Origin of the sequence: Streptacidiphilus sp. BW17, from assembly GCF_041262485.1 — a bacterium.
Classification (GTDB): Bacteria; Actinomycetota; Actinomycetes; order Streptomycetales; family Streptomycetaceae; genus Streptacidiphilus.
Window position 1 is genome coordinate 210,487 of the sequence record NZ_JBGCCR010000008.1, and the last position, 26,067, is coordinate 236,553.

Sequence of the window (26,067 nt, forward strand, 5' to 3'; positions counted from 1 at the left end):
GCCGCGACCCGTTCATCCGGGTGGGAGCACCGGGCCGTCGGGCCGGCGGACTGGGTTGGACGCTGCGCGGCACGCTGGCAACTGTGGCGGACATGCCAGGGCGGCGACTGTGTCCGCGGCCTGGGTCATGATGCGTTCCACCAGCTCCTTGCAGGACGGAAGATCCTCGATCAGACCCGCCACCTGGCCGGCGGCCATCACCCCGAGGTCGGGACGGCCGTCCACCATGGCGGCCTTGAGCATCATCGGGGTGTTGGCGGCCAGCAAGATCTGACTCCACGTCAGATCTTTTCCGTGCTTCATCGCCAGGCCGTCGCGGACCATGGCCGACCAGCTCATGCCGGAGATCCTGCGGAACGCCGCGGCGTGCCGCACCGCGCGGAGCAGGGCGCTGGTCCGGCCGGAGCGCTCCAGGCCGTCGACCAGGTCGGTGCGCAGCATCCGGTGGGGGAGGCCGTCCACCTTGGTGGTGACGGTGACGTCCTGCACGGACGCGGCGAGGTAGCGGGCCTTGACGGCGTCCGGGACGGTGGAGTCCGAGGTGAGCAGGAACCGGGTGCCCATGGCGACCCCGGCGGCGCCGTACGCCAGCGCGGCCACCAGCCCGCGTCCGTCGTGGAAGCCGCCGGCCGCGATCACCGGGATGTCCACCGCGTCGACCACCTGCGGCAGCAGCACGGTGGTGGCGACGGCGCCGGTGTGGCCGCCGCCCTCACCGCCCTGCACCACCACGGCGTCCGCGCCCCAGGCGGCGACCTTCTCGGCGTGCCGCCGGGCGCCGATGGAGGGGATGACGACGACGCCCGCGTCCTTGAGCTCCGCGATCAGCTCGCGGGAGGGGGCCAGTGCGAAGGAGGCGACCCGAACGCCCTCCTCGATGATGATCCGCACGCGGTCCCTGGCGTCGCTTGCGTCCGCGCGCAGGTTGACGCCGAACGGTGCGTCGGTGCGCTCCTTGACCTCGCGCACTGCGGTGCGGAGATGATCGGTCGTCATGGTGGCGGAGGCGAGGTTGCCGAGTGCCCCGGCGTTCGCGGTGGCGGATACCAGGCGCGGCCCGGCGACCCAGCCCATGCCGGTCTGCACGAGGGGGTGGCGGACGCCGACGAGCTCGGTCAGCGCGGTCCCGAAGCTCGCGGCGCTGCGTGCGCTGTCGGTGCTCACGACCGGACCTCGCGATCGCGCAGCCGCTTCGGGTCGATCACCTCGCGGATCAGGTGCAGCTCGGCCTCGGTGGGCTCCCGGGTGGCCGGCACCTCGTCCGGCACGACCAGCGGGAAGGCGGTGGCTGCCTGAACCTGCTCGACGCTCACCCCGGGGTGCAGCGAGCGGAGGCGCATGGTGCGGTCCGGGGTCTCGAAGTCGAAGACGCCGAGGTCGCTGACGACCCGTCGGATCTCGTGGAAGCGGCTCGCGGCCGGCCCCGCGGCAGCCGCGCGGTCGTACCCGACGCCGCAGACCATGTCGACCTTGTCCACGAAGACCCGCGGGGAGTGCTTGGGCACCCAGTAACTGGTCGGGTTGTTGACGGTGTTGACCGGAGCCCCCCGCACGCCGAGCAGTTGACGGTCGGGTCGGGCCCAGTCGCCGATGCAGGAGATGTTCTGGTTGCCGTGCCGGTCGATCTGGCTGGCGCCCATCATCACGTGCCGCCGCCCGCCCGCCACCATGGACAGGTGCAGGCGGTAGGGCAGCCAGCCCTCGACGACCTCGGCCTTGGCGCCGACCGCAGGGGTGTCGCCGATGAACATCGCCTCGCCGTCGGTGAGCAGCAGGTCGGGGGAGAAGGTAAGCCGGGCGAGCCGGGCGCCGACGGCGGGCACGGTGCCCATCGGCGTGGCCAGGATCTCGCCGTCGCCGCGCCAGGCCTCGGCGCAGGCCACCACGCAGTACTCGGCGCGAGTGGTCATCAATTCTGCTCCTCTTGACGGAAAGCACTGACGGCGGCCTGGTAGGCGTCCTCGTCCCCGGACAGGAAGCGTTCGGCGAACGCCGCCCAGGCCTGCGGGTCGGCGGCGGCTGCGGCGTAGGCGCGTTGGAAGGCCTCGTCGCGCTCGTAGTCGGGCAGGCAGGAGGTGAAGTGGGCGCCGTTCGGGGTCTCGACCACGCCGGTGACGTCGGAGCGCTTGATCAGCAGGGTCTGCGGCGCGCCCGACTTCAGCAGGTCGGCGGTGTCGACGATGCGTTCGCAGGACACGTACGCCTCGCGGGCCGCCGCGCAGAACAGGTCGTCGAAGTACGGGTCCGGGCCGAGGTACTGGCCGTTGCCTCGGGCGTCGGCGGCGTTGACGTGGACCAGCGCCGCGTCGAGTTCCAGGGCGGGGACGGCGACCAGCTCCTCGCCGTCCGCGTACGGCGAAGTCACCGTCCGCAGCTGGGGGTTGACCCGCATGACGTCGGAGCCGAGACCAGCCCTGGCGGGCATGAAGGGCAGTCGGTGGGCGGCGGCGGTCAGGCCCCACATGAACATCGACTCGTCCAGCTCGACCAGTTCGAAGGCGCCGCGCTCGCGGGCCGCGCGGAAGTGCGGCTCCAGCGGGATCGAGTCCAGGGTAGCGAAGGCGGCCACCAGCTTGCGGATCCGGCCCGCCGCGGCGAGCAGCCCGACGTCGGGGCCGCCGTAGGAGACGACGGTGAGGTCGGTGACCTCGGACTGGAGCAGGGCGCGGACCAGGGCCATCGGCTTGCGCCTGGACCCCCAGCCGCCGATGCCGACGGTCATCCCGCTCTCCAGGCGGGCGACCACCTGATCCGGCGTCATGATCTTGCCGCTCAACGTTCCTCCCCCTTGGCCTCGCCGGTCACGAAGGCGTCCCGGTGGCGGTCGGCCACCCCGCTCAGGTTGGCCTCGAAGGTGAACCCCTGCTCGAAGCGGTAGCTCCGGTGGACGTCCACCGGATCGATCCCGTTGATCGCCGCCTTGGCGAGGCGGATCAGGTAGCCGTCCTTGGCGGCGATCTCCCGGGCCAGCTCCAGCGCGGAGGCCGCCAGCTCGTCGCGCGGCACGACCAGCCACACCGAACCGTGCCGGTGCAGCTCCTCGGCGCTGACGGTGCGTGAGGTGTAGTACAGGGTGCGCATCAGGTGCTGCGGGACCAGCCGGGCGAGGTGGGTGGCCGCGCCGAGCGCGCCGCGGTCGAGCTCCGGCAGGCCGAAGACGGCGTCGTCGCTGGCCACGATCGCGTCCGCGTTGCCCACCAGGCCGATGCCGCCGCCCAGGCAGAAGCCCTGGACGGCGGCGACCACCGGCACCTCGCACTCGTAGACGGCGGCGAACGCCTCGTAGCAGCCGCGGTTGGCGCCGATCAGCGCGTCGTGACCGGCGGAGCGCTGCATCTCCTTGATGTCGACGCCCGCGTTGAAGCCGCGCCCGGCGGCGGCCAGGACGACGCAGCGCACCTCCTGGTCCGCGCCCGCGGCCCGCACGGCGGCGGCGAGGTCGTACCAGCCCTGCACCGGAAGGGCGTTGACGGGTGGGAAATCGACCGTGACGACGGCCACGCCCTTGTCGGGCGTCGAGGTGGAGACAGCCATGAGACGACCAGCTACCTTTCAACCAAACATTTGTTAGGTGTGAAGGTACGGGAGCGGACGGCTGCCCGCAACGGATCTGCCCAAACGAGTGATGCCCGTCATCGGCGGGGCCGGAGGAGTGGGCACGGGCATCGCCCCGGGGTCTTCGGCGGAGTGTCGCGCCTGTCGCCATTGCCTTGGCTGGAAGCCTCGGTGCGCGTCGGCGCGCATGTACCTTGACGGGTACGTACCCAAGTGGGTACGTTGGCTGCCATGGACGTTGTGCTGCACGCGCTGTCCGACGAGAGTCGGCGGACGGTACTGGAAGTGTTGCGGGATCACCCGGCCACCGTGAACGAACTGGCCTCCGTGCTGCCGATCGCCCGGCCCGGCGTCTCCCGGCATCTGCGGGTGCTGCGGGAGGCGGGCCTGGTGGAGGTGCGCCAGGAAGCGCAGTGGCGGGTCTACAGCCTGCGCCTGGAGCCGCTGGCCGAGCTCGACGAGTGGCTAGGCCGCTATCGCGCCTTGTGGGAACGGCGCATGGGTGATCTCCACACGGAAATCGCACGTGGAAAACAAGAGCGAAAGGCCAAACAATGACCAGTGCCACCGGGCGCGACCCCCGCATCATCGGCAGCCTGCGCCGTCTCGACGACGGCAGGGGCGCGGTGACGATGGAAGACTTCTACGACACCGACATCGACGACCTGTGGTCGGCGGTGACCGACCCCGACCGACTGGCACGCTGGCTCGCCGTGGTCGACGGGGAGCTGCGCCTCGGTGGTCGTATCCATGCGAAGTTCACCAGCGACAACGAGGGCCCCGGACGCATCGACGTGTGCGACGCCCCCCGGCGCCTGCGGGTTACCTTCGAACCGGGCACGCCCAACGAAACCATCGTGGAAGCGAACCTCACGTCCGTCGGCAGTCGAACCCGACTGATCATCGAGGAACGCGGCCTCCCGCTCGAATACGTCCCCGCCTACGGTGCCGGGTGGCAGACACACGCCGAAGACCTGGCCGCCTACCTGGCCGGACGCGAACGAGGCGAGTGGCTGGAGCGGGTGCTGGAACTCAAGCCCGTCTACCAGGCGATTGCCGAGGACCGGGCGTGAGTGGGTAGCGGCGGGACCGCCGGACTGACCGTCAACCAGGTGCTGGTCAGGGAAGACTGACGAGGAGTCACCGAATGGTCGGGAAGCTCTCGGCGGTCAGCAGGGCGAGGGCGGAGTCGACCAGGTCCGCCACCAGCAGGCTCTGGCTGGGGAGTTTCCTGCGCGTGGTGCCGCTCCTGCCGGCACAGGTGTCGAGGAGTCGCTCGCGCTGGGCCAGGGTGTGCAGCACGAGCCCGACGAAGAACTCCCACCGGTTGGCCCGGACCCGTGGGGAGAGCGAGAGCGCGGACATACCCTGCTCGATGCGTGCCCGGATCAGCGCAATACCGTGCGTCCACTCCTGGGCGGCCAGGTCGTACGGCGCTATCTCCTCCACGTAGAGGGCGTTGACGACGAACCGCAGGAACCGGCTGGGCCGCTCGGGGCTGTCCAGCCGCTCGGCCATGGAGTGCACGAGCAGTTCGACCAGCGCGCGCAGGTCCTTGCCCCGCCCTTCTGCGTCGAGCTGTTCCAGCTGCCGCAGTTGCCGTTCGCTCGTCGGTGCCATGCGGTGCTGGTAGACGGCCTCGACCAGGGCCTGCTTGGTGCCGAAGTGGTAGGCCACGGCCGAGGTGTTGCGCTGGCCGGCGGCCGACGCGATCTCGCGCAGGGACACGGCATGGATGCCGCGCTCGGCGAAGAGCTGCTCGGCCACCTCGATCAGGCGCACGCGGGTGTCGGATGCGGGAGTCACACGGGCCAGTGTGGAGCATCTTGCACGATTAACGCACTCGCGTTAGAACTGACGGTGCGTCAACGTTGCTCTCGCGACCGCGTCAGGAGCTCACGCGTGAAGAAGCCCAACATCCTCCTGGTCGTCTCCGACCAGGAGCGGCAACGCGGCTGGATCCCGCCCACGGTGCGGCTGCCCTGGCGCGAGCGACTGCTCGCCGAAGGATTGGAGTTCACCAACTACTGGACCCACTCGTCCCCGTGCTCGCCGTCGCGCGCCACCATGATGACCGGCCAGTACGTCACCCAGCACCAGGTCGCGGAGAACGTGATCCTTCCCTGGCAGCCGCAGCTGGACCCGGGCGTCCCGACCATCGGCAGCGCCCTGCGGAAAGCCGGCTACCGCACCTCCTACCTCGGCAAGTGGCACCTGTCCGCCTCGGCACACCCGAACATGGAGGCCTACGGATACGGCGACTGGGACGGCAACGACCACCACTTCATGGGCATGGCCGGCACCGGCGTGCACTTCGACCCGATCATCGCCCGCAACGCCGCGCACTGGCTGCGACAGAACGCCGACGCGCCGGACCCGTGGTTCCTCACCGTCGCGCTGGTCAACCCGCACGACGTCATGTGGTACCCGATCGACCAGCCGGAGTACCAGCGCGCGAACCCGGCGATGCTGGACTTCGTGCGCCAGTTCCTCGACGGCGGCGACTGGGGCGGGGGACAGGCCGTCCCGCCCTACGAGCAGCCCTACGAGCGGGTGTTCAGCGACCTTCCCGCCAACTTCGAGGACGACCTGCACACCAAGCCCGACACCCAGCGGCAGTGGCGGTACGACCAGCAGCACAGCCTGTGGGGCCGGATCGACCCCGCCGACAAGCGCGCCTGGCTGCGCCAACTCGACTACTACGTCCAACTGCACCGCCTCGCTGACGAGAGCCTCGGCACGGTGCTCGGCGCGCTGGAGGCCTCAGGGGGCTGGGACGACACCGTCGTCGTCTTCACCTCCGACCACGGCGACATGTGCGGCTCGCACGGGCTGCGCTCCAAGGGGCCGTTCGTCTATGACGAGATCATGCGCGTGCCCTGCTACGTGAAGATCCCCGGTGTCACCCGGGCCGGCACCGTGACGAACGCCCTGGCCTCGCACGTCGACCTGGCCACGACGATCTGCTCGCTCGCCGGCGCGCGACCGGAGGCCTCGTTCCGGGGGACCGATCTCTCCCCGCTGTTCCGCGACCCGGCCGCCTCGGTCCGCGACTACGTGCTCTTCGCCCATGACGCCGTGCACACCCGGCAGATCCAGCAGACGCGGTACGCGATCCGCGGCATGTTCGACGGGCGCTACAAGTACGCACGCTACTTCGGCGTGGGCGGAGGCATGCCCGCCGACGGTCCCCAGCAGCTCGTGCCGTCACAGATGCGCTTCGGCCCCGACGCCGACTTCGACGACAACGACCACGAACTCTACGACCTCCAGGAGGACCCCCACGAACTCGTGAACCTCGCCATGGACCGCGGGCGGCGGGCGCAGGTCCGCGAGCACTTCGCGCAGTTGAGAGCACTGGAGCGCACCGACCTCACGCCGCTGGAGTAGCGGAATCCACTCGGGTGGTGCCCGGGCCCCATGCCTCGCACCGGTGCGGTCCGGTGTGGTCCGGACTGCCCGGACCGCACCGGAGGGTTCACTACCGGGACGGGAGGTAGTAGGGGCGGTTGTGGGCCGCGACGGGCGCGGACTGGTACGTCCAGGCGCCGACCGCCGCGGCGTCCCCGAGAAGCAGCTGAAGATCGGCGCCGGCCGGGTGGTCGGGGGCGGTGACGGTCAGTCGGACGCGGTCGGCCGTGGCGGTGTCGAGCGGGTGGTAGCGGTAAGGGTGGTAGACGTTCATCGGTCCGGCGAGCAGGCGCTGTTCGGCGTCGGTGCCGTAGCCGGTGACGGGGGCGCTGTTGACGGGCTCCCCGTCGAGTCCGGCGAGGTCGGCGTCGAGAGTCAGCAGCGGAGCGCCCTCGGGGGTCTTGCAGATGATGGACCACGCGTGGTGGTCGGTCGGGCCGTTGAGGGACGGCATGACGGTCTCGAACGAGCCCGGGTGCTTGGGTTCCGCGTACAACAGGCGTCCCGCGTCGATGGCGAGCGGGTTGTCGCACAGGACGTGGAGCCGGGCGATGCCGAGCAGTTTGGTCTGGTCGATCCCGCGGGCGTAGTCCTGGTAGCCGATCGCGGCGACACGGTGTTCCTCGCCCGCGGGGTGTGCGATCAGGTTGATCTCGATCTCCTGGGTGATGCCTCCGCCGTTGGGATACTGCGCGAAGTAGAGCTGGTAGTTGACCGACACGCAGGCCCGTCCACCGAAGTCGGCCGCGGCCAGGGCCGGGTGTCGCTGGGCGAGGAGTTTGCGGGCCGGCTCGGCGTCGGTCAGGAAGTCGACACCGATGTTGTGCAGCGCGCCGTAGTGGAACGGAAGCTGGAACGGTGCGGCGACGGGCGGCAGCGGCAGCGGGCGGCGGTCGTTCACGACGCGAGGTCTCCTTCGATCGGGTGCGCGCCCGCGGTGACGACGCGGCGGCGTGAGCTCAGGTCCAGGTGGATCCGCTCGGCGCTGCGGAGCGCGAGGGCGGCCATGGTCAGGGAGGGGTTCGAGGTGGCGACGGTCGGCATGGAGCCGCAGCCGACCGCGTAGAGCCCGGGGTGGTCCCAGCACCGTTGCCACTGGTCGACCACGGACGAGGAGGGCGAGTCGCCCATGATGTGGGTGCCCGCGCCGTGGCCTGCGGCGCGGTAGCCGTAGCCGCGGCCCTCGTGTTCGAAGTAGCCGGGCCACGCGGGGCCGGGCTCGAAGCGGGTGTGGTCCTCCGCTCCCAGCAGGGTGAACAGTCGGTCGGAGACGTGCTTCGCGGCGGCGACGCCGCGCCGCACCCACCCGGAGAGATCGTAGTGAATGACCGGTCGGGGGATCCCGAGGCGGTCGCGGTGGCGGGGATCGATAGCGACGCGGTTGGCGGGGTCGGCGTCCTGCTCCATCTCGAACTGGAAGGCGAACTCGCGGCCGACCCGGTCGGCGAGCGCATCACGCAACTCCCTGCCGAGCAGGCCGCGGCGGTGCGGGCCGCCGGAGCGGAGCAGCTCGGCGACCCGGCCCTCGGGCGGGCCGAGGGCCCAGGTCCAGCCCCAGTTCCCGATCTCGACGCGGAACGGCGCCCGGTGCGCGCGAGCCCGGCCGAAGCGGAACCCCTCCAGACCGGAGGTCGATCCCGGTCCTCGGTAGGCGCCGACCTGCTGGGGCATCAATCCCCAGGTCAGCAGGACCGGGTGGTCCATCAGGTTCCGGCCGACCAGTCCGCTGCTGTCGGCGGCCCCGGACAGCAGGAGCACCTTGGCGTTCTCGATGGCGTGTGCGGCCAGGACGACGAGCTCCGCGAGGACGTGGTGCGGCCGGGCGCTCGGGGCGGCGCCTTGGGTTCCGGCGCCTTGGGTTCCGGCGCCTTCGGGTCCGGCGCCGTCATAGGTGAGGTAGTCCACGCCCCGTGCGCGCCCGTCGCTGTCCAGGCGTACCCGGGTGACGACGCTGCGGGTGCGCAGCGTGACGTTGGCCGGCCAGCGGGACTGCGTGCGCAGGGGCGTGTACTTTGCGCCGGACGGGCAGACGGGCACGCAACTGGCGTGCCCGGAGCACGGCGCGCCGTATCCGGGGTCGGGCTCGTCCGGGTGGGGCAGGCCGTTGCGGGCGTGCGGCGTGGTGGTCACGCGCAGCGCCACGGGTCGGCCGGTGCCGGGGTCGCGAACGTGGTGGCCGTCGAGGGCAGCAGCCATGACCTGGTCGAGGTGGCTGCGCGGGATCGCCCGCATCGGGTACCGGTAGCCGTCCGGGAACGGCAGCCCGACGGCGGCGCGCTGTTCGTCGGCGTCTCCGGAGATGCCCAGCTCGCGTTCGGCCGCCCGATAGTACGGTTCCAGGTCGCCGTAGCCGATCGGCCAGTTGCGGCCGTGGCCGAAGTCGCCGGAGCGGAAGTCCTCCGGGTGCATGCGCGGGGTCAGCCCGGTCCAGGCCAGCCCGGTGCCGCCGTTGGCGCGCAGGTAGCCGCTGGCGTAGGGGAGCGGGCCGCGCTGTTCGAGGTAGCCGTGTGCGCGGAACCCGCCACCGGTCAGTCCCTCCAGCTCCGTCACGTCCGGTGACGGTGCGAACCGACTTGTCTCATAGGGGGAGTTGGGTGTTTTCCACAGCGCCGCCCCGAAGCGCTCGACGGCCGCCGACCGGACCTCCGCCTCCGCACCGGCCGGGCCTCCAGGACCGGCCTCCAGGACCAGCACCCGCCAGCCCTGTTCGCCGAGCCGCTTCGCCACCAGGCTTCCGGCGAAGCCCGCGCCGACGACGACCACGTCCCACCGCTGCGCATCCAGGTCGCTCACCGGGACCCCGCAGGAATGCCCCGGCCGACGGGACGCGGGGGAGACGACCAGCTCCCGTGCCCCGGTCCGGCCGTCCCGGGAGGCACCGCGCCGAAACTGCGCCAGACCAGGCCCTGCGAGTAGCCCTGCGGCGAGGCCAGGGACGGCTGGCCGAGGCCGGACGGTGGGGACCAGACACCCGTGAACCAGAGGTGCGCCACGGCGCGGGCCAGCACCGCGAGTTCCGGGTCACGCTCCGCGGCGGCCAGGAGCAGGGAGAGGTCCGGCGCGGCGGCGACGGTCTCGACCAGACCCTGTAACGGCTGGTCGCCGACGCTTCCGGCGATCAGCAGGAGATACGACCCGACCAGTCCGGTCTTCTGTAACTCCTCCTCGCGGAAGCCCGTCAGCGTCGCGGACGCTGCAAGGAACGCGTCTACGGTCGTCATTCCATCCCCCGTTGTTTTCATGCTCATGACGACTACTTTGCCAGGAGCCTTCCTCATCCGGGTCTTGTTCATGCGCATGCGCACGACGTCTCTCACGGCGGCTCCCACGACGCAGGCCGGTCGGGGAGGCGCCCCCCTCCAACTGCGGGTAGGTGTCCTGCGGCTGGACGCCGTACATCGACATCTCCTGCCGCGTCGCGCCCCGGCCCGCCCCGAGGTCGACCCGCCCTACGGACCGTCAGGGCTGCCCTGAGAAATGATCTTGCGGACCTTCGGGAAGCGGCGGCGCGCCGGTAAGGATGGGGCGCTGGTCGTACGCGGGTTCGAAGGGAACGTCATGCACGCGCGGGGAAAGCCGAACCGGTCATCGAACGAGCGGGACGCCGGTCACAGAGCGACCCGGACCGGTGCGGGTGCCGGTGCCGGCGCGCCGGCACCGGTCCAACGGATGCTGGACCTTCAGCAAGCGGCGGGGAACGACGCGGTGGCCCGCGTGGTCGAGCAGGAACGGCACCAGCACGGGCCGGGATGCGAGCACGCGGACCCAGCCGTTCAGCGTGCGGAGGCTGCAGAGCACGGCCACGCGCACGGGGGCGCCGAGGACACCGAACCGACCAGCCGTCGCAGCCTCATCGACGCCGCGATGGCGACGCCGAGCAGCCCGCTCCCCGGACCCTTCCTCTCCAAGGCGAAGACGTTCTACCGCAACGACGGCCTCTCCGCGGGCCGCGTGCACGACAACGCGACCGCCCAACGCGCCACCGCGGCGCTCGGCGCGCACGCCATGACGATCGGCAGCCACATCTTCCTCGGCCCGTCGGCCGCCGGGAACACCGAGATCCTGGCCCACGAGGCCAGCCACCTCGACAAGAACCTCCGGGGGATCCGCGAGACGGGCAACGACAGCGGCGCCGGTGTCACGGTGACCGACCCGGGGCAGGGCTCGGAGCGCGCGGCTGCCGCCGACGGCGCCGCGTTCGCGTCGGGAGCGGCCACCGCGCCGTCCGTCGTCGCGCAGCGCACGGCCGGGGTTCGCGCCGACGCGACCCACAGGGGTCCGGCGGTCCAGCGTACGGTCTGGGAGTTCAGTCAGGGCGCCAACTTCAGCGACCCCCGCTCGGGCCGGGAGACCCGCTGGGTCAACAGGGACAACCGGACTGAGGTCCGCACCTCCACTCAACTGGGCATCGACGGCCATGGCGCACCACGGCACGGGGACGTCTACGACGACGCGACCCGGCAGGTGCACAGCAGCGCGAACGCGAAGTTCGGCAAGAGCGGCGCCATTCCGGAGCGCGAGTACCCGCAGCGCGAGTCGCAGACCCGAGGGGCCCTGGTCGAGGCCAAGCAGGCCATCGCGACGGCCCTGACGCTGCTGGCGGCGGCGGGGAACGACCCGGGCGGCCAGCTGCTGACGGGGCTTCAGTCGGGCTTCCCGGTGTTCCGGTCCGCGACGCCCGAGCAGATCGCCACCTTCCTGCCGCGCATCACCGAGGTCGTACGGCGTATCCAGACCGGGCTCAACGCCCACGGGGCGGAGTTCACCCTGGTCGGCAACGGGAAGGTGCCGCGCGGAGTCGCGGGCTGGGTCGGTTCCAGCTGGCAGGACCTGTACACCCGGGCGACCAACCCGAACCAGCAGAAGAGCGAGGACCTGCCGCCCCTGGACACGGGCCGCAGCGGCCCGATCAACCTCACGGAGGAGGGCCAGGTCGCCTGGTACGTCATCCATGAGGCGACGCACCGGTTCGCGGGCACGCTGGACTACCAGTACAGCGCCCACGACTCGGAGTTGCAGGAGGAGGAGTACCTCGCCGGCCTGGCCGCCACCATGCCCGAGGCGGCGGCGGAGACCGAGCGGAACATGATCGGCAAGCGCGCCCTGCGGGACCCCTCCAAGTACAGCGGTGAGAACAAGGAGTCCGGTCGGCAGGCGAACTGGTACGCCATGGGTCAGCGGGCACTGATGAACGCCGACTCGTACGCCCAGTTCATCCTGATCGCGGCGGGGGCTCGGGCTCCTCGGTTCTGATCCGCCGGACAGGCGTACGGGAATCCCCTCCCCATGGGGCACCTCCTCCATGCCGGTGCGCCTGTCACCTGAGCGGCCCCCTCGCGCTGCCCACTGAGCGCTGTGCCCCGAGCCTGGGGAGGGACACGGCACACGGGAGGCTCGGATGGCGGCGGGGCGCACGACAGCGGGGCGCACGACAAGTGATCGCATGGACGCGCTGGTGATCTTCGGTGCGACCGGGGACCTGGCCAAGCTGGAGACCTTCCCGGCGCTGGTCGGGCTGGTGGAACGCGGTGTGCTGGACGCCCCCGTGGTCGGGGTGGCCAAGAGCGGCTGGGGGCTGGACCAGTTCCGGGACTACGCTGCGGCCTCGCTCCGGCTCAACGGCCTGGATCCCGACTCCGATGCGGCCCGCACGATGCTCGGCCTGCTGCGCTACGTGGACGGGGACCTGGGCGACGACGCGACCTACCACGCGATGTCCGAGGCCATGGGCCCGGCATCCGGAGGTGCGCTGTTCTACCTGGAGGTGCCGCCGCCGCTGTTCGCCCGGATCGCGCAGGGCATCGCCACCGCCGGGCGGGCCGAGGGTGCCCGGGTGATGGTCGAGAAGCCGTTCGGGACCGACCTGGACAGCGCCCGCGCCCTCGACACGACGCTGCACCGCTTCTTCCCCGAGGACGCGATCTACCGCGTGGACCACTGGCTGGGCCTGGACCCGGTGGAGAACATCCTCTTCGCGCGGTTCGCCAACGCGGTCTTCGAGCCGCTGCTCAACCGCACCTATGTCGAGAGCGTCCAGATCACCATGGCCGAGGCCTTCGACGTCGCCGACCGCGGCGCCTTCTACGACCGCACCGGCGCGATCCGTGACGTCGTGCAGAACCACCTGCTCCAGGTCCTCGCCACCGCGCTGGCTGAGCCGCCGTCCGGCACCGGCCTGGACTCGTGGCGGGACGCGAAGGCCGCGGTCGTCAACTCGATCCGTCCGCTGACGCCCGACCATGTGGTGCGCGGTCAGTACGCCGGCTACCGGGACGTCGCCGGGGTGGCCCCGCAGTCGACGACGGAGACGTACGCCGCTGTCCGGCTGGCCGCGGAGTCGTGGCGCTGGGCGGGCGTGCCGATCGTGATCCGCGCGGGCAAGTGCCTGCCGGTGACCGCGACGGAGGTCAGCTTCGTCTTCCGGGCCGCGCCCCACGACCTCTTCGGGATCCGGCCCGGACCCGTCAGCAACCGGCTGCGGTTCCGCGTCTGGCCGGAGACGCAGGTCGGGCTGGCGTTGGCGGGCAAGCAGCCGGGCGGCGGGTGGCACGCCAAGCACGAGGAGCTGATCTTCGCCGAGCAGCCCGGCTCGGACATGCGCCCCTACGACCGGCTCATCGGCGCGGCCCTGGACGGGGACCGCTGGCTCTTCGCCCGGCAGGACACGGTCGAGTCCGCCTGGCGGATCGTCGACCCCGTCCTCGGCGACGCGGTGCCGGTCCACCCCTACGAACGTGGCAGCTGGGGCCCGAAGGAGGCCGACGCACTCCTGCCCCGCGGCGACCTCTGGCACGACCCGGTCGCCTGAGCCGCAGTTGCGAGGGTGCCGGCGGCTACGCGTAGCGTTCGAGGAGGGCTTGCAGGTACTGCTCGAGCCTGCTCGTCAGCAGGGCGGCAGTGAGGTCGTGGCGGCCGAGTGCCCGCCAGGGGACGGCGACCTTCTCGGCGTCGGGGGCGAAGGCGAGGGCGTCGAGCAGGCGCCAGTACAGGTGCGCCGCGTTGTCGTCGGTGAGCTCTCCTCCTGCGGCGAGGTACCGGTCGGCGAAGCTCATTCCCGTGGGAACGCCGTGGAGCAGGGCGAGCGCGGTCGAGCAGTGGGCGACGTCCAGGTCGGCCGGGCCCCATGAGGTCTCCACCCAGTCGACGACGCCGCTGATGCGGACGTCATCGCTGCTGCCGTCGAACAGGACGTTGCCGGGGTGGTAGTCGCGGTGCAGGAAGCAGGACCGGTGGGCGGGAGGCTCCTGCCGGATCACGTCGACGGCCTGTCGCCACAGGTCCGGACGCGTGGTCTGCTCAGGCAGCCGCACCCGCTCCGGGGAGGTCCAAGGCTGCCAGGTCCGCGGCCTCGTCCGCGAAGTGACGTCGACTCGGTGGATGCGCACCAGCTGGGCGGCCAGGAGGTCGGCGCGGTGCCGGGCGCCGTGGTCGTCCAGGCGGACGGTGCCGGGCAGCAGGGACATCAGCAGGGACGGGTGGTCGCAGGCGGTCGCTGTCGGGTCGGCGTCGACGAGGGTGGCGGCGGGGATGTCCGTGTCGGCGAGCAGGCGCAGGATCGCGGCCTCGCGGGTCAGCAGGCCGTCGGCGTGGCGGCGGTAGAAGGGTGTGACGAACGAACGCAGCACCAGCGCGCGCCCACCCCCGTCCGCTCCGACGATGTCCAGTCGTCGCATCTCGGACGTCCAGCCGCCGCGCAGGCGCGTGACGTCGGCTATCCGCTCCCCGGCGGCGAACCGCCGCTCCACCCACGCACGGGTGGCGGCCCAGCCCTGGTCCTCACTGGTGATCACGAGGGGAGAGTATCGGGTCTACTTCGCCTCAACGGGTGCGGGGCAGGGCTGGGCGGCGCAGGGCAGGTCCTGGCTTTCTCGGCGCGCTACACCGGCAGGCTCAGTGCCTTCGACATGGCCTCCGCAAGTGCGGGATTGCGGTGGACGTCCTCGTCGCGCCGGAGCGCGTTGACGACGTTCTGGGCTGTTTCGTGCGGCTTGTCCTGGCTGAGCTTGGCCTTGGCCACCACGCGGCTCGGGGTGAGCCGGAACCCCGTGGTCCCGGGGGCGATGCGCCGTGCGTACTCCTCGACCTCGGGCAGGCGCCAGGGAGTTGGCCGCGCGGCCTCGAAGTGGTCGACCGTCCTGTCCAGCACCTCGTAGGTCTCGTCGGGGCTGAGGATTTCGGGGGTGCCGTGCAGGTGCGCGACGACGAAGTTCCAGGTGGGCACGTAGGGGCCGCTCTCGTAGAAGCTCGGCGAGATGTACCCGTTGGGGCCTTCGAAGACCAGGACCGTGCGGTGTCGGCCCAGCTCGTGCAGTTCCGCGTCTTCACGGGCGAGGTGGCCGAGCACGGTGGCGTCGTCCCGATCGGGGTCGAGGATGACGGGCACGTGCGACACCACCGGGGCGCCGTCGGGAACGGCGCTGACCAGCGTGGCCCATCCCCGGCCGGCGATGAGCGAGCGGAGCTCGTCGGGATCGGTGAGTGCGTAGAGGGGCTGTTCGAGCACTGGACGTCCTCACAGGAGAAGCAGAATTTCCCAACCGTGCTAGAACACTTCTTCAAGTGTCATGGAACACTAATCCGGGTCTGGGGATGACCGCAAGCGGTCAGGGCCGGGATCTCGGTGTCCGCTCCCGCCTATCGGTGCACGGGCGGTGTACTAGTACACTTGCGGCCGTGGATCTTGTACGTATCGAAGGCCGGACCTCACGCGAGGTGGTCGACAGCGTGGAACGCGCCGTCCGCGACGGGCAGGCGGCGCCCGGCGACGTGCTGCCCTCCGTGCGGGCGCTCGCTGCCCACCTGCAGATCAGCCCCGCCACCGTGGCCGCCGCCTATCGGGATCTGCGCATCCGCGGCGTGCTGACCAGCGAGGTCGGCCGGAACACCCGGATCAGCGCCCGACCACCGTTGATCAGCCGCGTGCCGGGAGCGGTCCCCGCCGGGGCCAGGGACCTGAGCGACGGCAATCCCGATCCCGAGCTGATGCCGTCGGTAACCCGCGCCGCCCACGTCGTGAACTTCGGCCACGACGGCTACAGCTCGCCCACGATGCTGCCCGCGCTGGCCGGGCGGGCATCCCTCCAGTTCGCCGAACTCGGCATCGGCGAGGAGCAGTTGTGCCTGGCAAGCGGGGCAATGGACGGGGTCGAGCGGGTGCTGTCCGCGTGGCTGCGCCCCGCCGACCAGGTCCTGGTCGAGGACCCCTGCTACACGGGCGTGCTGGACCTGGTGCGGGCGTGCGGCCTGACCGCGGTGCCGGTCGCGGTCGACGAGCGCGGCCTCGTGCCCGACGCCCTGAAGGCGGCCCTGACGGGGAAGACTGCGGCGCTGGTCCTCACCCCCCGGGCCCAGAACCCGACCGGAGCCGCCCTCGACGCTGTCCGCGCGGCCGAACTGTGCGCGGTGCTGGAGCGCCACCAGGAGGTCCTGGTCGTGGAGAACGACCACATGGGCCCGACGGCCGGGACTGACTTCTTCACACTCACGACCGGACGCCGACGCTGGGCGGTGATCCGCTCGGTCAGCAAGTCCCTGGGGCCGGACCTGCGTCTGGCGTACGTCGCCGGCGACCCGATGACGGTCAGTCGGGTCGAGGGCCGCCAACGGCTCGGCAGCGGCTGGGTCAGCCACATCCTGCAGCAGATCGTCCTGGAACTCTCCACCGACCCTGCCGTGCAGGACATGATCCGGCTGGCCGAGCGGACCTACCGGACGCGCCGCGAGGCGCTGCTCGGCGAGCTGGCGGCACGCGGGGTGGCCGCGTCGGGGCGCTCGGGGCTGAACGTGATGATCCCCGTGCTGGAGGAGGCGACGACGCTCCGGTCGCTGCAGGAGCGCGGCTGGCTGCTGCGTGCCGGTGAGCCGCACCGCCTCGCCAGTCCGCCGTTCGTCCGGGCCACCACGGCGACCCTCGCACCGGAGGAGGCCGCCGAACTCGCCGACGCCGTCGCGGAGTCCGTCCAGCCCCAGCGCCGCACGCGCTCGGTCTGACATGCGTGGGTGGCGGCGTCCAACTGCGGGGTTCCCCGGACAGATTCCACCTGACTTCCAAGAGGGGGACGGTATGTGACTTGATGTCGTATCTGTCGTTATTGGTGCGTCGCCCGTGCCGTGAGGTGGACCGGGCAGACACCCACCGACAGCGACAGAGAGAACGGCAACGTGACGCAGGTGAGGGAGCTCTACCTGAGTGTGGCGGACACAGCGGCGAACCTGTTGGCCGCACCGGAAGTGGCAGAGGCTTGGCTCCAGCCCTCCGCGCTGGCGAAGCTCAGCGTCCAGGGGCTGGCGGGTCACCTGGCCGGGCAGGTCTTCCTGATCCCCACCGTGCTCGCAGAGCCAGTACCTACCGAGCCCGTCATCTCGATCCACGAGTACTACGCGCGAGTCAGCTGGATCGGCTCAGACCTCGACACGCCGTTCAACCAGGCCATCCGATCCGGCGGTGAGGAAGACGCAGCCGAGGGTCCGGCCGCCCTGGCCACGCGAGTCGCCGCGTGCGTCGAGGAACTGCGCGGCAGCCTGCCCGCCAGACTGAATCGCCGGGTTCGACGCCCCACCTGGGGGCCGTGGTCGATCGGTCTCGACGACTTCATCACCAGCCGGCTCCTGGAACTCGTCGTCCACTCCGACGACCTTGCGTACAGCGTCGGGTTGCCGACGCCGGAGTTCCCGGTCCCTGCCGTCGAAACCGTCGTGGACCTGCTCACCCGGATCGCCCTGCGGCGGCACGGCGCGACCAATGTCCTGCGTGCACTGAGCCGCAGCGAACGCGCACCTGTTTCCATCTCGGCGCTCTAGCGCAAGCGCCACCCGAGCGGCGAGGGTTGGGGATGGTCGAGTGCTCGGCCGAGGTCGGGGAAAATGCCGTGCAGGTGACTTGGCGAGGTTTCAGACTGCGGGCATGAATGAAGATGCCTTCCCCTCCGGTGCTCCGAGGCCGTCCGTTCAGTCCACCGAGGAACTCGGATTTCCTCCGGATTCCCGACTGTTGATCGTCAACTGCGATGACTTCGGGATGTATCCGGCGATCAACGCCGCGGTGGTTGAGTCGATCGAGCAGGGGATCGCCAGTTCTTGCAGCGTGATGCCCTCGTGTCCGGCGGCGTCGGATGCCATGCAGCGTCTGCGCCGGCGACCGGGGATCGGGTTCGGGATCCATCTCACGCTGGTGTGCGAGATGCCTCGGCTGCGATGGGGCCCGCTCGCCGGCGAGGAGAAAGTGCCGTCACTGCTGGACGACAAGGGTCAGCTGTTCGCGCCAACATCGGCTGGACGGGCGGCTCTGCTGGGTCAGGCGCGACTCGACGAGGTCGAGCTGGAGTTCCGCGCGCAGATCGACGCCGTCGCCGACGTGGGGCTCACTCCGACCCATCTGGACTTCCACTGCCTGGCCGACGGAGGACGCGACGACATCTTCGACCTGACGTTGGCGCTGGCCGGCGAGTATGGCCTCGCGGTCCGGACCTGGCTGAAGCTGGGGCGAGACGTGGTCCGGCGACGAGGACTGGTGGCCGTCGACAACGACTTCCTGGACAGCTTCTCCCTGGACAGCGCGGGGAAAGCGGCCCAGTATGCTCGGCTGCTACGTGATCTTCCCAGTGGTCTGAACGAGTGGGCTGTCCATCCCAGCCTGGCCGATGAGGTCTCGCGGGCCGTTGACGACGGCTGGCTCGTCCGACGCACTGACTACGAGTTCCTGACATCACCTCAAGCCCGGGAAGTCCTGCGCCAGGAGGGCATCGTGGTGATCGACTACAAACTGATCCAGCGAGTCTGGACAGAGAAGTTCAGTTCGCGTTGAAGCCGGCGAAGCGCTCGGCGTTCGTTCAGTGTTCGTCGAGTACGGCGAGCGTGAGTTGACCAAGGTGTGCGGGGTCGGCGATGACGTTGTAGGCGGCGATCCGGTCACCCACGATGGTGAACCTGATGACCATGGCCAGGCGGCCGTGCGGGGCCACGACCGCGCCGACGGTGCCGTCGACCATTGCGGGGGCGGCGTGGCGGGCGCGGCGGCCGAAGGCCAGGATCCCGTCCGCGACGTCGCGGACGCCGCGGGCCTCGGTGGCCGCGCCGGGTGGGAGGGCGATCGGGTCGGTGTGACGGACCACGTCGGTGGTGAGCAGGTGCAGCAGGGCGGCGAGGTCGCCGGTGCGTGAGGCGGTGAGGAACGCCTCGACCACGCGGCGCTGCCGGGCCACCTGCGTTGGGGGCGCTGCCGGGGCCGCGTGCACGCGGCGGCGGGCGCGGCTGGCGAGCTTCTTGGTGGTAGCGGGGGAGCGGTCGACGATGGGCGCGATCTCGTCGAAGGGGACGGCGAACAGGTCGTGCAGCACGAACGCGACCCGCTCGGCCGGTGCGAGGGCGTCGAGGACGACCAGCATGGCCCGGCCGACGCTGTCGATGAGCACGGCTTCCTGCTCCGGGTCCGCTCCGTCACCGACCGCCTGAGGTTCCTCGCCGCCGAGTTGGGGCGCGCCGAGTTGATGCGCGCCTGGCTGCTCGGGGCGGGCGGCACGGGCGCGGAGCATGTCGAGGCAGACCCGGGAGGCGGCGGTGCGCAGCCAGGCGTCGAGGTTGCGGATCTCGTCGGCACCGGTGCGGTGGAGCTTGAGCCAGGTCTCCTGGACCGCGTCGTCCGCCTCGTTGACGGAGCCGAGCATGCGGAAGGCGAGTGCGCGCAGCGGCCGGCGCAGTGTCTCGAACCGCTCGGCCAGTTCGGCCGTCGCGGTCTGTGCGTCCTCACCCATGGGTCTCCGGTCTCCCCGTTCTCCGGTCACCTTTGCCGCGTGACTCGCGTCGATCGTATGAGACCCGCGAGAAACGCGGATGATCGGAAGGATCCCGGTGATGAGTACGACGACCATGACCACTGCCCTGACCCAACCGCTGTTGCGGCCGTTCGACCTGGGCGTCCTGCGCCTGCCCACCCGCGTGGTGGTGGCGCCGACAACGCGGGCACGCGCGGAGAACCCGGGGTTGGTGCCGACTGAACTGCACGTCGCCCACTACGCGCAGCGCGCGACGGCGGGCCTGGTCATCTGCGAGAGCTTGTTCGTGAGCGAGCGGGGGATCGGGCAGGTGAACGTCCCCGGGATCTACAGCCCGGAGCAGGTGGCGGGCTGGCGGCGGGTCACCGACGTCGTGCACGCGCTCGGTGGCCGAATCGTGGCCCAGCTGTGGCACGCGGGCGCGGTCTCCCACCCGGACCACCACGGCGGACGACTGCCCGCCGGCCCGTCGGCGGTGAACCCGGGTCAGACGGTGTTCACGCCGACGGGGCCCAAGCCGACCCGCACTCCGCGCGAGATGACCGTGGCCGAGATCGAACAGGCGGTGGCGGACTACGCGGCCGCGGCGGTGAACGCGCGGCGGGCCGGGTTCGACGGCGTGGAACTGCCCGCCCAGGGCGTGTATGTGATTCCTCAGTTCCTGAGTCCGAGGTTGAACCGGCGTACGGACGCCTACGGCGGGGACCGGGCGCGTCGGCGGCGCCTGCTGTTCGAGATCATCGACGCGGTGGCCGCGGCCTGGGGCGGTGAGCCGCGGGTCGGGGTGCGGTTGGGGCCGTACTGGAACACGGGCGGACAGTTCGCCTTCGACCCGGATCGGCTCACCGAGTACGACGAGTTGACGGCGGCTCTCAACGACCGTCCGGCCGTCGCCTACCTGCACCTCCTCGGTGCAGACCCGACCGGACCGGATGGCCCGGACCTCAGCCTGTTCGCCCGCTACCGTCGGCTGTTCGCCGGGCCGCTGATCGCGAACAACGGCTTCGACCGGGAGTCGGGGAACGCCGCGATCGAGGCCGGTGTCGCCGACGCGGTCTCCTTCGCCCGGCACTTCGTCGCCAACCCGGATCTCGTCACCCGCTTCGCGCTCGGCTGCAGGCTGGCTCAGGGGGATCCGAGTACCTACTACACCGGGGGAGTCCGCGGGTATCTCGACCACCCGGCCTGTGATTGCGGCGTGTGAACGGGCCCGGCGTGCGGCGCGCGCCGACAGCCCACTCCCCTCCGTCGAGAGGGCCGACGAGCGGGCCGACGGGCAGTCAGCCCGCTGCGACCCCACGGGGCATGCGCGCACGGACCGCGAAGGTCGCCAACCAGTGCGCGGTGGTGAAGTCGGTCGAAGCCAGGAACTCCTCCGCCACCACGAGATGTGCCTGAGCCGCCTCGCCGGCCCCGGCCATGAACGGTGCCAGGCCGCGCAGCGCCGCCGCCCGGGAGAAGCACAGCCCGATGAGATGGCCGATCTGCGGATCCGCCCGATCGGAGATCCGGGGCGGCGTCAGCAAGGGCCCGGCCTCCGGGAGGAAGCGCGCGAGCCACTCCGTGAACCGGTCCTGGGGGAGCACCCGCCGCATCGCCTCTGCCTCGCACAGCGTGGGTGAGAGGAAGTCCTGCCCGGACGGCTCCCAGTGCACCGGGGCGGCGCGGTCCTGCTCGAACCACCGCAGCAGCGTCGCCCGCACCGGGCGCTCCAGTTCCGGATGGCCGGCCGGGGCCGCAGCGTCCAGCACCAGCCCCAGCGCGAACGCACTGTTGCTGTGCACGCCGTGCCGCACCGGATAGGTGGCCTTCTCCAGCCAGGCCGGCAACAGCGCCGCGACCGCTTCCGCCGCGGGCGCCAGTGCCTGGGCCCAGCGGGTGTCCGCGCACTCCGCGGCGAGCGTGAGCAGCCAGGCCCAGCCGTAGGGGCGTTCGAAGCCGGGATGGTCGAGCAGGTAGCGGGCCTCCTGCCGGACGGCCGGCAGCGTCAACTGCGTGTCCAGCAGCGCCTCGACCGCCTCAGCGCCGAGCTCCGCGCCGAGCTCCGCGCCGAGCTCCGCGTCGAGCTCCGCGTCGAGCTGTGCACGGGTGGTGCGCAGCAGGTGGACCAGCAGCCAGTGCATGTGCACCGAGGAGTGCCAGTCGTAGGAGCCGAAGAAGACCGGGTGCCGCTCCCGCGGTGGGACGAGGTCCTCCGGGCCGCGCAGCAGCTGCGCGGGGGCGTACGGATAGGCGCGGGTGATGTTCTCCATCGCGAGGCGGGCGAATCCGGCGTTCGACGCGGAGGCGTCCCACGAGGAGCGGTTCGACGCGGCGGCGTCCCGCGCAAGGGCGTTCAATGCAGTGCACCTCCCACCTCGGTGATCTCCTGGCCGTTCAACGCGGTGGAGACGATCGCGCGCAGTCCCTCGGCCACCGCCGGGATCGCAAGCGAGGGGCGTTGCCCGTCCAGGACCTGTTCCGGAGCGAACGGAATGTGCACGAAGCCGCCGCGCAGCCCTGGCCGCTCGGTGGCGATCAGGTGCGCCAGCCCGTAGGCGACGTGGTTGCAGACGAAGGTGCCGGCGCTGTGCGAGACCGAAGCGGGCAGCCCGGTCCCGCGGGCCGCCGCGACGCAGGCCTTGACCGGGAGGGAGGAGAAGTACGCGGCAGGGCCGTCCGGCACGATCGGCCGGTCGATCGGCTGCTGACCGGCGTTGTCCGGGATGCGCGCGTCGTCCAGGTTGATCGCGACGCGCTCGACGGTGAGGTCCGTGCGCCCGCCGGCTTGCCCGACGCAGACCACCAGCGTCGGATCGGTGCGCTCGACCGCCGCGCGCAGCTCGTCCAGGGCGGTGCCGAAGACGCAACTGAGCCGGACGGTCGAGACGTCGGGCTCGGAGGCGAGCAGCCGGACCGCCTCCCAGGAGGGGTTGACCGATTCGCCTCCGAAGGGTTCGAAGCCGGTGAGCAGCACGCGAGGCATGGAGACCTTTCCGAACTCAGAACGCGCAGAGCGACATGATGGCGACGCAGCAGACGAAGAGGCCGCCGGCGGTGGGCAGTTGGGCCTTGATCGGGCCGTACTGGTCCTTGAGCTCCAGCAGCGCGGCCGGGACCAGGTTGAAATTGGCCGCCATAGGGGTGCACAAGGTTCCGCAGAACCCGGCGAGCATGCCGACGGCCAGTACGCAGGGCGCGTTGCCGTGCATCTGCTGGATCAGGATCGGCCAGCCCACGGCGGCTGTCATCACCGGGAAGGCGGCGAAGGCGTTGCCCATCACCGCGGTGAACAGGGCCATCCCCAGGCAGTAGACCAGCACGGCGAGGAAGGTCTGCCGGTGCGGCAGCACGTAGTTGACGATCGTGCCCACCTGGGTGCCGACGCCGGCGGCCTGGAAGATCGCGCCCAGGATGGCGAGCAACTGGGGCAGCAGCAGCGCCCAGCCCATGGACTCCAGCATGCCGCGCCCGGCGTGCAGTGGGACGGCCGGGTTGCGCTCGCGCACGATCACCATCGCCACCAGCAGCGCCACGATCGCGCCGATCCCCAGGCCCAGGACGGTCTCCGCACCGCTCTCCAGAACAGGCTTGCCGTCGATGCGCCAGGCCTTGACCAGGGTGGAGCAGATCACCGCGACCACCGGGATGACCAGGGCGGGGATGAAGATCTTGTTGCCCAGCCGGGCGGCGCGCTGCTCGCGCTCGGCGGGGGAGGTGGTGCGCGGGTTGCCGCGGCCGGTGAGGTTGAAGCCGCCCAGGCAGATCGTCACCAGCACGGCCAGGCCCAGCGGTTGGGCCGGGGCCTGGTGGTTCAGCACCCAGGTGCTGTAGATGAAGCCCGTGCCCAGCAGGCCCCAGAAGGCCGAGGTGCCGAAGCGCTTCGGGTTGCTGCGGTCGAAGAGCATCTGCCCGGCCATGGCCAGGAAGATCGCTCCGATCAGCCAGTAGAACCACTCGGACTTGATCATTCGGCTGCCTCACGGACCTTCTCGGCGGTCGGCGCCAGGGTGCTGAGACTGCGGTCCAGGCGCAGCATCCGGAAGCCGTGGATGACGAAGGCGCAGGCCGCGACCGGGATCGCCCACGCCGCGAGCTGCACCGGTTGCAGGCTGACGTGGTAGGCGGCGTTCACGGTGCTGGTGATCAGGAGGATGGAGCCGACCGCAAGGAAGCAGTCCTCGCCGAAGAACAAGCCCACGGTGTCGGCGCTGGCGGCGTAGGAGCGGACCTTCTCCCGGACCGCCTCCGGCAGGGGCCCGCCGATCCGGCGCTCGACCGCTCCCTCGGCCATCGGCGCGACCATCGGCCGTACGGTCTGCGCCGGGCCGCCGATGCTGGACAGGCCGACGGCCGCGGTGAGTTGGCGGAGGAGCAGGTACAGAACGAGGAAGCGTCCGGCGGTCAGCTTCCCGAGCCTGCCGATCAGATTGCGGGCCTGGGCCTGAAGTCCGTTGCGCTCGAGCAGGCCGATCACCGGCAGCGTGATGGCGAAGACGGTCACTGCGCGGCTGGAGGCGAAGCCCTGCCCGAAGGCGGCGAGGATGCCGGAGAGGGAGAGCTTTCCCAGCAGCCCGGTGACGATCCCCGCCACGCCGACGACCAGGAGCGGATTGCGTTTGGTCGCGAACCCGAGGACCACCACGAGCACGCCAAGCAGAACGATCATGAGGCGTCCTTCCGTGTTCCGTGCTTCTGTTGCGGAGGACGCTATGGATTGTTCAACAATCAGGCAAGGGGTGCTGCGGGAGAAATTTTCCGGGACGGACAGGGCCTAAGGCAGTCGGGAGTACGCCTCGACCAACTGGCGTCGGGAGTCCTCCAGGTAGAAGGCCAGGTCCTGGGCCGCCTGCTCCGCCTCGCCGGCCTCCAGGGTGGTCAGGAGCTGCCGGTTGCGGCCCAGATAGGGCTCGTGGAACCGGCGGGGATCCCCCATCGCGTGGAAGGCCAGCCGCAGTTCGGCCAGCACGCGGACCATCAGCCGGTCGACGTGCGGGCTCTCCGCCAGCCCGGCCAGGGCCTGGTGGAAGCGGATGTCCGCAGTGCCGCAGTCGTTCCAGCGGCCCTCCAGAGCGGCCTGCTCCCCGGCCCGCACAGCCTCCCGCACCGCGGCCAGCGGGTAGTCGCCGCCGCGCAGTTCGCGCAGCGCCCCGCACTCGATCAGCCGCCGGACCTGGTAGAGGTCGGCCAGGTCCGCGCTGGTCAGGCGGCGTACCCGGACCCCCTTGTTGGGCTCGTGGGTGAGCAGGCCCTCCTGGGTGAGCAGCCGGAACGCCTCCCGCAGGGTGTTGCGTGAGACCCCGAGCCCGGCCGCGAGCTCAGCCTCCACCAGTCGGGACCCGGGCACCAGGACACCCTCGGTGATCCGCTCCCGCAAGCTCTCCGCCGCTCGCTGCGCGGTGCCTGTTCCCATCGGTGCTCCTCCCTGCCCGCGTGCCGTGATCAGTCAATCCCAGCGGCCGGTTTTGTTCAACGTTTCTGCTGGATTGTTGAACAATATCGAGATGGTGGGCGACCCGGCGACCCGGCGACCCGGCGACCCGGCGACCCGGCGTCGCTGGAGGCGGCGGCACGGGCCGCACCGGGTGCACTCGTGCGCTTCCGGCCGGCGCGGTGCCACTGACACGCCGCACGGCGGACGGTCGGGCGGCCTCGGCTCCGCAGCCTCGTACGCTGGTCGGCAAGGGAGGTCGTGATGGCACATCAGAACACGTCGAGTGCTGACCTGCTGGTCGAGCTGTGGCACTCCTGGGCGGAGCGCGGGGCTGCGCTGGCGCCGACCGAATGGACTCGGCCGACAAGACTGCCCGGATGGTCGGTGCGGGCGTTGTATGCCCATGTGGCGCTGGACCCGACGATGCTCGCCGGGCTGCGCGAAGCGGTGCTGGAGGAGCCGCCGAAGGTCACCAGCGGGGCCGAGATCCTCCGGATCTTCAACCGGCCCGGCGGTGTGGCGCACAGCGCGGCGGACCTGGTCGCCGCGCAGGCCCGGGAGACGGCCGACAGCATGACGCCGGAGGAACTGATCAGGCGCTTCGCGGAGTTGGGCCCCGCGGCTGTCGCGGAGCTCGCCGCCCTCCCGCCCGACACACCCGTCGCGCATCGGGCGGGCACGGTCACACTGGGGGCGCTGCGCGAGATCGCGGTGACGGAGGCGACCGTCCACCTGCTGGACCTGATCGACGCCGTCGGCGGCCCTCCACCGCCTGCCGCAGCAGTGCGGGCCACCCGGGACCTGCTGGTGGACGTGGTCGATCCGACGGTCTTCATCGAGGCGGCGGCCGGCCGGACCACGGATGCCGTGCTCCTGGTGATGAGGTAGGAACCGGACTGACCGGTCCTGTCGCCCTGT

At 71.1% G+C, this 26,067-nt stretch carries 26 protein-coding genes; 10 read left to right on the forward strand and 16 right to left on the reverse strand.

What is annotated here, in order from left to right; all coding sequences use genetic code 11:
* Positions 1 to 12: 12 nt before the first annotated feature.
* Genes ABH940_RS12960 through ABH940_RS12975 form a run of 4 tightly spaced genes read right to left on the reverse strand, consistent with a single transcriptional unit; the run spans position 13 to position 3,534 of the window.
* Entirely contained in the window at positions 13 to 1,164 is a 1,152-nt protein-coding gene (locus ABH940_RS12960) for an NAD(P)H-dependent flavin oxidoreductase (protein ID WP_370105310.1), read from the reverse strand.
* Positions 1,161 to 1,910 carry a CoA-transferase subunit beta gene (locus tag ABH940_RS12965; protein ID WP_370062804.1) on the reverse strand — a complete coding sequence of 250 codons (750 nt, stop codon included), beginning with the start codon at positions 1,908 to 1,910 and terminating at the stop codon, positions 1,161 to 1,163. The genes ABH940_RS12960 and ABH940_RS12965 overlap by 4 nt, the downstream gene beginning before the upstream one ends.
* On the reverse strand, positions 1,910 to 2,761 hold the full coding sequence (locus ABH940_RS12970) for a CoA transferase subunit A (RefSeq protein WP_370105341.1): 852 nt from the start codon (positions 2,759 to 2,761) through the stop codon (positions 1,910 to 1,912). The genes ABH940_RS12965 and ABH940_RS12970 overlap by 1 nt, the downstream gene beginning before the upstream one ends.
* Before the next feature lie 11 nt (positions 2,762 to 2,772).
* Entirely contained in the window at positions 2,773 to 3,534 is a 762-nt protein-coding gene (locus tag ABH940_RS12975) for an enoyl-CoA hydratase family protein (protein ID WP_370105311.1), read from the reverse strand.
* A 252-nt stretch (positions 3,535 to 3,786) separates the two neighbouring features.
* On the opposite strand from ABH940_RS12975, the gene ABH940_RS12980 reads away from it, so the two are divergent.
* Positions 3,787 to 4,113: an ArsR/SmtB family transcription factor gene (locus tag ABH940_RS12980; RefSeq protein ID WP_370105312.1), complete on the forward strand. Its 327-nt coding sequence runs from the start codon at positions 3,787 to 3,789 to the stop codon at positions 4,111 to 4,113.
* The gene (locus ABH940_RS12985; RefSeq protein WP_370062812.1) at positions 4,110 to 4,628 is read left to right on the forward strand and encodes an SRPBCC family protein; all 519 of its coding nucleotides are present in this window, start codon (positions 4,110 to 4,112) and stop codon (positions 4,626 to 4,628) included. Before ABH940_RS12980 ends, ABH940_RS12985 begins: the two co-directional genes overlap by 4 nt.
* Positions 4,629 to 4,695: 67 nt before the next feature.
* Here ABH940_RS12985 and ABH940_RS12990 read toward each other — a convergent pair whose 3' ends face one another.
* A complete protein-coding gene (locus ABH940_RS12990; protein ID WP_370062814.1) occupies positions 4,696 to 5,361 on the reverse strand; it encodes a TetR/AcrR family transcriptional regulator in 666 nt (221 codons plus the stop codon).
* A 96-nt stretch (positions 5,362 to 5,457) separates the two neighbouring features.
* Between ABH940_RS12990 and ABH940_RS12995 the strand changes: the two genes are divergently transcribed.
* The gene (locus ABH940_RS12995; protein ID WP_370062816.1) at positions 5,458 to 6,945 is read left to right on the forward strand and encodes a sulfatase-like hydrolase/transferase; all 1,488 of its coding nucleotides are present in this window, start codon (positions 5,458 to 5,460) and stop codon (positions 6,943 to 6,945) included.
* A 91-nt stretch (positions 6,946 to 7,036) separates the two neighbouring features.
* On the opposite strand, the gene ABH940_RS13000 is transcribed toward ABH940_RS12995, so the two are convergent.
* From ABH940_RS13000 to ABH940_RS13010, 3 genes are read right to left on the reverse strand one after another with little or no spacing between them, the layout of a single operon-like run.
* Complete coding sequence (locus ABH940_RS13000) at positions 7,037 to 7,867, reverse strand: hypothetical protein (RefSeq protein WP_370062818.1); 831 nt, start codon at positions 7,865 to 7,867, stop codon at positions 7,037 to 7,039.
* The gene (locus ABH940_RS13005; protein WP_370062820.1) at positions 7,864 to 9,759 is read right to left on the reverse strand and encodes a GMC family oxidoreductase; all 1,896 of its coding nucleotides are present in this window, start codon (positions 9,757 to 9,759) and stop codon (positions 7,864 to 7,866) included. The genes ABH940_RS13000 and ABH940_RS13005 overlap by 4 nt, the downstream gene beginning before the upstream one ends.
* Positions 9,756 to 10,187: a hypothetical protein gene (locus ABH940_RS13010; RefSeq protein WP_370062822.1), complete on the reverse strand. Its 432-nt coding sequence runs from the start codon at positions 10,185 to 10,187 to the stop codon at positions 9,756 to 9,758. Before ABH940_RS13010 ends, ABH940_RS13005 begins: the two co-directional genes overlap by 4 nt.
* A gap of 448 nt (positions 10,188 to 10,635) precedes the next feature.
* Here ABH940_RS13010 and ABH940_RS13015 point away from each other — a divergent pair, with 448 nt between their 5' ends.
* Both ABH940_RS13015 and zwf read left to right on the forward strand, forming a co-directional pair.
* A complete protein-coding gene (locus ABH940_RS13015) occupies positions 10,636 to 12,219 on the forward strand; it encodes a DUF4157 domain-containing protein (protein ID WP_370105313.1) in 1,584 nt (527 codons plus the stop codon).
* A 190-nt stretch (positions 12,220 to 12,409) separates the two neighbouring features.
* Positions 12,410 to 13,774 (forward strand): glucose-6-phosphate dehydrogenase, encoded by a 1,365-nt coding sequence (gene zwf, locus ABH940_RS13020; RefSeq protein WP_370105314.1) that lies wholly within the window; start codon positions 12,410 to 12,412, stop codon positions 13,772 to 13,774.
* Positions 13,775 to 13,799: 25 nt separating this feature from the next.
* Here the strand turns inward: zwf and ABH940_RS13025 are convergent, their stop codons facing one another.
* Positions 13,800 to 14,756, reverse strand: a complete 957-nt coding sequence (locus ABH940_RS13025) for a phosphotransferase family protein (RefSeq protein ID WP_370105315.1) — start codon at positions 14,754 to 14,756, stop codon at positions 13,800 to 13,802.
* Between the two features lie 86 nt (positions 14,757 to 14,842).
* Positions 14,843 to 15,469, reverse strand: coding sequence for an FMN-binding negative transcriptional regulator (locus tag ABH940_RS13030; RefSeq protein ID WP_370062830.1), 627 nt, complete (start codon positions 15,467 to 15,469; stop codon positions 14,843 to 14,845).
* A gap of 170 nt (positions 15,470 to 15,639) precedes the next feature.
* On the opposite strand from ABH940_RS13030, the gene ABH940_RS13035 reads away from it, so the two are divergent.
* The 3 genes from ABH940_RS13035 to ABH940_RS13045 all read left to right on the forward strand — a co-directional run bounded on the left by ABH940_RS13035 (position 15,640) and on the right by ABH940_RS13045 (position 18,769).
* Positions 15,640 to 16,956, forward strand: a complete 1,317-nt coding sequence (locus ABH940_RS13035; protein WP_370062832.1) for an aminotransferase class I/II-fold pyridoxal phosphate-dependent enzyme — start codon at positions 15,640 to 15,642, stop codon at positions 16,954 to 16,956.
* Between the two features lie 171 nt (positions 16,957 to 17,127).
* Positions 17,128 to 17,766: a maleylpyruvate isomerase N-terminal domain-containing protein gene (locus tag ABH940_RS13040; protein WP_370062834.1), complete on the forward strand. Its 639-nt coding sequence runs from the start codon at positions 17,128 to 17,130 to the stop codon at positions 17,764 to 17,766.
* A 103-nt stretch (positions 17,767 to 17,869) separates the two neighbouring features.
* Positions 17,870 to 18,769 (forward strand): polysaccharide deacetylase family protein, encoded by a 900-nt coding sequence (locus ABH940_RS13045; protein WP_370062836.1) that lies wholly within the window; start codon positions 17,870 to 17,872, stop codon positions 18,767 to 18,769.
* A 25-nt stretch (positions 18,770 to 18,794) separates the two neighbouring features.
* Here ABH940_RS13045 and ABH940_RS13050 read toward each other — a convergent pair whose 3' ends face one another.
* Positions 18,795 to 19,715 (reverse strand): sigma-70 family RNA polymerase sigma factor, encoded by a 921-nt coding sequence (locus tag ABH940_RS13050; protein ID WP_370062838.1) that lies wholly within the window; start codon positions 19,713 to 19,715, stop codon positions 18,795 to 18,797.
* 100 nt (positions 19,716 to 19,815) lie between these two features.
* Here ABH940_RS13050 and ABH940_RS13055 point away from each other — a divergent pair, with 100 nt between their 5' ends.
* Complete coding sequence (locus tag ABH940_RS13055) at positions 19,816 to 20,940, forward strand: alkene reductase (RefSeq protein ID WP_370062840.1); 1,125 nt, start codon at positions 19,816 to 19,818, stop codon at positions 20,938 to 20,940.
* Between the two features lie 76 nt (positions 20,941 to 21,016).
* Here ABH940_RS13055 and ABH940_RS13060 read toward each other — a convergent pair whose 3' ends face one another.
* From ABH940_RS13060 to ABH940_RS13080, 5 genes are all read right to left on the reverse strand, one after another.
* Positions 21,017 to 22,075: a DUF2891 domain-containing protein gene (locus ABH940_RS13060; protein ID WP_370105316.1), complete on the reverse strand. Its 1,059-nt coding sequence runs from the start codon at positions 22,073 to 22,075 to the stop codon at positions 21,017 to 21,019.
* Complete coding sequence (gene pcp / locus ABH940_RS13065; protein WP_370062844.1) at positions 22,072 to 22,701, reverse strand: pyroglutamyl-peptidase I; 630 nt, start codon at positions 22,699 to 22,701, stop codon at positions 22,072 to 22,074. Before pcp ends, ABH940_RS13060 begins: the two co-directional genes overlap by 4 nt.
* Before the next feature lie 16 nt (positions 22,702 to 22,717).
* Positions 22,718 to 23,686: a DUF979 domain-containing protein gene (locus tag ABH940_RS13070; protein ID WP_370105317.1), complete on the reverse strand. Its 969-nt coding sequence runs from the start codon at positions 23,684 to 23,686 to the stop codon at positions 22,718 to 22,720.
* Positions 23,683 to 24,384, reverse strand: coding sequence for a DUF969 domain-containing protein (locus ABH940_RS13075; protein WP_370062848.1), 702 nt, complete (start codon positions 24,382 to 24,384; stop codon positions 23,683 to 23,685). Before ABH940_RS13075 ends, ABH940_RS13070 begins: the two co-directional genes overlap by 4 nt.
* A gap of 105 nt (positions 24,385 to 24,489) precedes the next feature.
* Positions 24,490 to 25,128: a GntR family transcriptional regulator gene (locus ABH940_RS13080; protein WP_370062850.1), complete on the reverse strand. Its 639-nt coding sequence runs from the start codon at positions 25,126 to 25,128 to the stop codon at positions 24,490 to 24,492.
* A gap of 282 nt (positions 25,129 to 25,410) precedes the next feature.
* On the opposite strand from ABH940_RS13080, the gene ABH940_RS13085 reads away from it, so the two are divergent.
* Positions 25,411 to 26,037, forward strand: a complete 627-nt coding sequence (locus ABH940_RS13085) for a maleylpyruvate isomerase N-terminal domain-containing protein (RefSeq protein ID WP_370062852.1) — start codon at positions 25,411 to 25,413, stop codon at positions 26,035 to 26,037.
* Positions 26,038 to 26,067 lie beyond the last annotated feature (30 nt).